The sequence below is a fragment of the Leifsonia sp. GW821-FHT13C09 genome (assembly GCF_058806435.1).
The window spans coordinates 1-5,679 of sequence record NZ_JBXAPS010000028.1 but is presented as its reverse complement, the minus strand read 5'-3'; the positions used below and the strand labels follow the sequence as shown (position 1 = coordinate 5,679).

Below are 5,679 nucleotides of genomic sequence, written 5' to 3'. Positions count from 1 at the left end.
GAGGGAACCTAGACAGCTCCAACTCGACTACGGAGGTCTCTCCTACGTCAACAACGATCCGGGTCAGTACAGCTAGCGCCGGCGAGTGAGCCGCGTGGATCAGCCCTGACGGGGCCGACTTTCGTCGTTGCTGCCGTCCTCGAGCACCATCCCGATGGAGGTCGCACAGGCGTCCCCGTGCCAGGCTTCGACGCCTTCGCGCAGAGCGAAGACCGCGATCACGATTCCAGCGATCGGATCGGCCCACCACCACCCGAACACGCTATTCAGGAGAAGGCCGATCAGTACGGCTGCTGAGAGGTAGGTGCAGATCAGGGTCTGCTTCGAGTCGGCTACCGCTGTCGCCGATCCGAGCTCGCGTCCGGCTCGGCGCTCGGCGTAGGACAGGAATGGCATGACGATCACGCTCAGCGCGGTGAGCGCGATCCCGACGGGTGAGTGCTGGACCTCGACGCGGGCGACCAACGTCAGGCCAGAGCTGACGGTGACGTACGCGGCCAGAGCGAAGAACGCGACTGCGATCACTCGGAGGGTGGGTTTCTCCCACCGCTCTGGATCACGTCGCGTGAACTGCCAGGCGACAGCTGCGGCGGAGAGGACCTCGATGGTCGAGTCCAGCCCGAATGCGACGAGAGCCGCGGACGATGCGACACTGCCGGCCGCGATGGCCACGATGGCCTCGATGAGGTTGTAGCCGATAGTGGCGGCGACGATCAAGCGGATGCGCCGCTGAAGGATCCCGGAGCGCTCGTGCGTGGTGGATGCGGTCATGCGCAGCGGCACTCCTCGCCTGCGCAGCACCCCGGCTCGACAAACAGTGTGACGCGCAGCAGCTCATCCAGCGCGGGCGCAATGTGCCCGTCGGCCAGTCGGTACCAGGTCCGGCGACCCTCCGGGATCGCTTCGACCAGGCCGCACCCGCGCAGGCAGGCGAGTTGGTTCGACATCACCTGGCGGGAGACGCCGAGGGCGTTGGCGAGGTCGGATGGAAAGGCTGGCGCCTCGCGCAGAGCGAGCAGGATGCCGACGCGCGTGGGGTCGGACAGCGCGTGGCCGAAGCGGGCCAGGGCGGCGGTGTGCGTGATGGTGGCCGCAGGGGCGATGTTCGTCATGGATCTCTCAGTGGGTGAGGACGAGGGCTTCGATCTGCTCCGGCGTTCCCGTGACGACGAGCCGAAGGTCGTTGTTGTCGGTCTCCACGGACCAGGTGACGAACGAGCAGCACGAGTGTTCAGCCGCGACGAGCTCGCTGAGTTCTGCGAGCGATTCGTCGGTGCGGGCGTAGTGCACGACTAAGCGGTCATCCGAACTCATGCGACGCAAGGCGTACCGGTCGTCGAATCGATGCCAGCGCTCAACCTGGGCCCGGCCGGTATCGGGCGAAAGCGTACATGCGATCGGAATCGAGTCGAGGGGGCCAAGGTGGGACATATCGTGATGATACAGCGTTCGCTGTATCAAAGTGTCCGTCTGTGCGAAAACGCGACAGCCGATCTCGCGGTATATAAGCCGGTCGCGGGCGTCGGAGATCGACTGGATGATCCGCCGTGCGATACGTCTCGGGGAGGGACGGGAGGAGGAGCCGCCTCCGGCGGCGCTGCTCCGAGAGCTTTGTGTGTCTTTCCGCCGCCCGATCGTAGCTCGTTCCCGGCGCTTCCGTGCCGGGCTTTCGCGGCATATCCTCACTCGCTGCGCTCCCTCCGGTATTCCACGGTCCCGGCACTCCGCCCCTTCCACTCGCCACTGATCTCCCCGCCGGAAAGGCAAACAAAACTCTAATGAAACCGGTCGGTCTGGGACTGGCTGGCAGACTGGCGTCCGGCTCGGCGTCGCGTGACTCAAAACAAAAATGGCCCCGCGGGTGCCTTTCGATCGATCTGTCCGCCCGCTGAGCTGGACGTCGGTTTGCCTGTTCCGATGGCTTGATAGAAGGTCGTCCACGCGCCGGGATCCGGCCCGTGTGACTCGTAAGAGTTCCGCCTCGAAACGTCTCCAGACCGACGAATCGCATTGTTCGTTGAATGGGAGGGGACCTCCGGAGTGAGCTCAATAGCTGATCACTATGACCACGTCGTCGGCGTCGACACACACGCCAGAACACACACTTATGCCGTGCTCGAGGCGGGAACCGGTCGGCTCCTGGACTCGGCGACCTTCCCAACGACCGCGAACGGACTCAGTCGCGCACTCGCGTGGGTGCACTACCGCGCTGATGGCCGTGTTCTTGTCGCGATCGAAGGCGCGAGTTCATATGGCTCGAATCTGAGGCGAGCGCTGATCGGTGCCAGCGTCGACGTCTGCGACGTTCGGCCGCCGAAACGCTCGGCCCGCGCAGGGCGGGGTAAGTCGGATGAGATCGATGCCGTTGCCGCGGCGCGAACGGCCCTGGCGTCGGAGGTCGAGCGGCTGACGACTCCACGGTCAGACGGGTTGCGCGCGGCGCTGCGAGTGTTGCTTGTTGCCCGTCAAGCGATGGATAGCCGGCGAACCGCGGAGCGCAATGCGCTGACCGCGCTGCTGCGCAGTTTCGAACTCGGCGTCGACGCCCGCCGGCCGCTGACGGACAGCCAGGTTCGCTCGATCGCAGGGTGGCGGCTCCGTCCCGCCGACGACGCGGCGATGACCACCATCCGTCAGGAAGCGCGCCGGCTCGCGAACTCGGTTCTGGCATTGTCCGCTCAGCTCGAAGCGAACCACGCCGGACTTGCCGACCATGTCGATGAACTCGCGCCGGGCCTGCGCGACGTTCTGGGGGTCGGGGCAGTCACCGGCGCCATCCTGATCAGCGCGTTCTCACATAAGGGCCGAGTGCGCAGCGAAGCCGCATTCGCCGCCCTTGCTGGTGCGTCCCCGTTGCCGGCGTCCAGCGGCAACACGACCCGGCACCGGCTCAACCGTCACGGCGACAGGCAGCTGAACCGAGCACTGGATGTCATCGCCCGGGTCAGGATCAGCTGCGACCCGGACACTCGCCAGTATCTGGAGCGCCGGCTCGCAGAGGGCAAGAGCAAACGCGAGATCCGTCGGAGCCTGAAACGCTATATCGCCCGGCAACTCTTCCGGCAGCTGAACGCGGTCATGGCCTAAGACCCGCGCAGGCCAAGGTGAACGTATCGGCGACGGTTGCGCCGGGCGCTATTCGCGAAAGATGTGGATGGCTTCACGTGCGGCGTAGAAGACGATGACGAGGCCCGCGAGTGGGTCGGCCCACCACCAGCCGAGGGTGTAGTCCAGCAGGATCCCCAGCAGCACACTGGTGGCAAGGATGCTGTCGATGAGCGTGACCCGGCCCTCAGTGAGCAGCACCGGGTTGTCCAGGCGTTTGCCGACGACCCATTTGCCCCAGGCAAGGGCGAACATGACCAGCGCGGTGAGCGCCGTCCAGCCGATCCCGCCGATCAGCGGGGTTGCGCGGTGGCCGAGGATGAGGACGACGGCGGCTTGAATCAGGAGGTAGCTGGCCAGCAGGATGAACGCCCACCCGATCAGGCGGAGAGCGACGCGTTGCCTGGCCTGATTGGTGTCGGTGAGCTCCCAGATCACGACGGTGCTGGCGCCGATCTCGATCAGACTGTCCAAACCGAACCCAAGCAGGGCGACCGACGCCGACTGGAAGGCCAAGATCGCCAGCAGGATCACGCCGACAACGTTCCAGCTGAGGGTGATGACCTCCAACGCGATTCCGGAGCGTCGCAGTCTGAGGGTGAGGTCGGTCACCACTTGACGGTATCCGATGCCGTGTCGGGGCGGGATGAAACAATGCTCAGGTGCCCGACCCGTCGAACAGCTCCCAACCCAACCCGGCGGCAGTGAGCGCGCCCAGGTGGAGTCAGCGGCGCCGGATCCTGATCGTCCTCGCCCTAAACCTTGCCCTGATCATCGGACTGGTGGTCGCGGGCCTGCTCTCACACTCGGTCAGCGTGCTCGCCGCCGCCGGCGACACTGTCGCCGACTGCTTCGCCCTCGTCCTCGGCCTGATCGCGATAGCCCTCCGCGACCGCGACCCCGACCATCCGCACGCGCAACGCCCGATCGCGATCGCCGCATTGGTCAACGCGGTGCTGCTGCTCGCGGTGACCGTGACGGTAAGCTTCGAGGCGATCTCCCGGCTGCAGGAGGGCTCGCCACCGGTGGAGGGTCTGCCGATGGTCATCGTCAGCGTGATCACGATGATCGTCATGCTCGTCGGTGCGTTCGTCCTGGGCCGGTCCGCCGCTGGGGAGGACCTGCATATGCGCTCGGTCCTCATCGACGCTCTAGCCGATGCCGCCGCTGCGGCGGCGATCGCGATTGCCGGCATCATCATCCTGCTCACGAACGGGCTCTACTGGCTCGACCCGGTCCTCGCGCTCGGAGTCTCGGTCCTCATCGCCGTTGCCGCCATCCAGCTCATCGTCAAAGCCGTCGCAGCCTTGCGGGGCAAGGACGTCGACTTCGACGACGACTGAGAAACCGTGGCTCCAGGGCGACACGATGCACCAGGGGTCGGAGTGGAGCCGCACGGAGGCGGCGCTCTGATTGTCGGGCGGAACGCCTGCGGCGTGCTGTTCCCCAGGTTTTCTTTCCGATCCGGCAGCCGATCATAGCGAGCTGCATCAGCTCCGTTCCCTCCGGTCGCTTTTTGCAGACTCCACTCGCTTCGCTCCCTGCGCTTAGCAACCGCTCCCTCCGGGCACTGCGCTGCCTCCGCCCGCTCTCGATCTTTGTGCCGGAACGGCAAGAAAAACGATCAGGAGCAGGACAGCACAAACGCCCTCACCTGGTCAGTCCGCCCGGCAGACCAATTTGACACCGACCCATAGAAGGGTCGATCAACAGGGGAGTGATCAGGATGCGGGTATTCACCATCGATACGAGCAACATGGGTCCGGAACTGCAAGGCGGGCTGATCGGGGTGGTCGGCTCGACCAGCCCCTCGGCGGAGGAGAAGCGGGAGTGTGTGGAGACGGTGAGTCGGTACGCGGTCGATGGATGGGCGATCGCCGCCGATCCCTTCACGCCGATTGGCCGGCTGGCGGCGTTGACGGCGGAGACGGCGTGTGTGCCGTTCGTGGCCTTCAACCGGGTAGCCCAGCGCGGAGGTCCTGTCGTTGGACCGGCATTGGTGTCGGTGGCGACTCGCGAACTGTCGTGACCTCTCAACGAGAAGCGGGCCTGGTGTGCAGGCCCGCTTCCGTTCCCGCGTGATCAGTCGCCTGCGCCAGGGTCCGTGCTGACCTCACCCGCGTATTCTGCCGCCTGAGTGGCCTCGCCTGCTGTCACGATCTGCTCGACGTCGCTGAGGCTGTAGCCCCACGCCGCGAGCTGGGTGAAGTAGTCCGTGTCGGTGGAGGAGGGGTAGCGCCAGGTCTGCTTGCTGGTGACGGCTTCGCACGCCCCGAGGACGACCGCCAGCGCCACATGCTGCGCTTTGGTCGGGGTCTGCTCGACCAGCGCGGCAAGCTTGTCGTCCCCGAAATAGCCGGATGGCTCCAGGCTGAGCAGCTGGTGGGCGAGCTGGTTGCCTTCACGGGTGGCGGTGCTGATCGCCTGCCGGTGGATGGTCAGAACCTTGGCGATTACGACCGCCGCGTCTTTGGGAAGGGTGTTGCGGGACAGGAGCGTGGTGAGCCTTATCTGCACTTGAACCGATCGTCCAGCCCCCGCCATTTGTTCGGTCACTCAAGGTGACGACGGTTC

General features: G+C 65.7%; 8 protein-coding genes. 3 read left to right on the top strand and 5 right to left on the bottom strand.

The genetic code is table 11. The features are described from left to right. Positions 1 to 99: 99 nt before the first annotated feature. From AC1ROW_RS22145 to AC1ROW_RS22135, 3 genes are read right to left on the bottom strand one after another with little or no spacing between them, the layout of a single operon-like run. Positions 100 to 771 carry a cation diffusion facilitator family transporter gene (locus tag AC1ROW_RS22145; protein ID WP_493021845.1) on the bottom strand — a complete coding sequence of 224 codons (672 nt, stop codon included), beginning with the start codon at positions 769 to 771 and terminating at the stop codon, positions 100 to 102. Then, the gene (locus tag AC1ROW_RS22140) at positions 768 to 1,112 is read right to left on the bottom strand and encodes an ArsR/SmtB family transcription factor (protein ID WP_493021843.1); all 345 of its coding nucleotides are present in this window, start codon (positions 1,110 to 1,112) and stop codon (positions 768 to 770) included. The genes AC1ROW_RS22145 and AC1ROW_RS22140 overlap by 4 nt, the downstream gene beginning before the upstream one ends. 7 nt (positions 1,113 to 1,119) lie before the next feature. Next, positions 1,120 to 1,431 (bottom strand): hypothetical protein, encoded by a 312-nt coding sequence (locus tag AC1ROW_RS22135; protein ID WP_493021841.1) that lies wholly within the window; start codon positions 1,429 to 1,431, stop codon positions 1,120 to 1,122. A gap of 609 nt (positions 1,432 to 2,040) precedes the next feature. Here AC1ROW_RS22135 and AC1ROW_RS22130 point away from each other — a divergent pair. After that, positions 2,041 to 3,087, top strand: coding sequence for an IS110 family RNA-guided transposase (locus AC1ROW_RS22130; RefSeq protein ID WP_493021839.1), 1,047 nt, complete (start codon positions 2,041 to 2,043; stop codon positions 3,085 to 3,087). Between the two features lie 48 nt (positions 3,088 to 3,135). Here the strand turns inward: AC1ROW_RS22130 and AC1ROW_RS22125 are convergent, their stop codons facing one another. After that, positions 3,136 to 3,717, bottom strand: coding sequence for a cation diffusion facilitator family transporter (locus AC1ROW_RS22125; protein WP_493021837.1), 582 nt, complete (start codon positions 3,715 to 3,717; stop codon positions 3,136 to 3,138). Positions 3,718 to 3,767: 50 nt separating this feature from the next. On the opposite strand from AC1ROW_RS22125, the gene AC1ROW_RS22120 reads away from it, so the two are divergent. After that, positions 3,768 to 4,448, top strand: coding sequence for a cation diffusion facilitator family transporter (locus AC1ROW_RS22120; RefSeq protein WP_493021835.1), 681 nt, complete (start codon positions 3,768 to 3,770; stop codon positions 4,446 to 4,448). Between the two features lie 383 nt (positions 4,449 to 4,831). Next, complete coding sequence (locus AC1ROW_RS22115; protein ID WP_493021833.1) at positions 4,832 to 5,134, top strand: hypothetical protein; 303 nt, start codon at positions 4,832 to 4,834, stop codon at positions 5,132 to 5,134. 53 nt (positions 5,135 to 5,187) lie between these two features. Here AC1ROW_RS22115 and AC1ROW_RS22110 read toward each other — a convergent pair whose 3' ends face one another. Beyond that, a complete protein-coding gene (locus AC1ROW_RS22110) occupies positions 5,188 to 5,622 on the bottom strand; it encodes a hypothetical protein (protein ID WP_493021832.1) in 435 nt (144 codons plus the stop codon). Positions 5,623 to 5,679: the final 57 nt, after the last annotated feature.

What these genes read in the sequence shown, in the direction of transcription:
- AC1ROW_RS22145 (WP_493021845.1), bottom strand. Translation starts at nt 771, where the DNA reads ATGACCGCATCCACCACGCACGAGCGCTCCGGGATCCTTCAGCGGCGC.
- AC1ROW_RS22140 (WP_493021843.1), bottom strand. Translation starts at nt 1,112, where the DNA reads ATGACGAACATCGCCCCTGCGGCCACCATCACGCACACCGCCGCCCTG.
- AC1ROW_RS22135 (WP_493021841.1), bottom strand. Translation starts at nt 1,431, where the DNA reads ATGTCCCACCTTGGCCCCCTCGACTCGATTCCGATCGCATGTACGCTT.
- AC1ROW_RS22115 (WP_493021833.1), top strand. Translation starts at nt 4,832, where the DNA reads ATGCGGGTATTCACCATCGATACGAGCAACATGGGTCCGGAACTGCAA.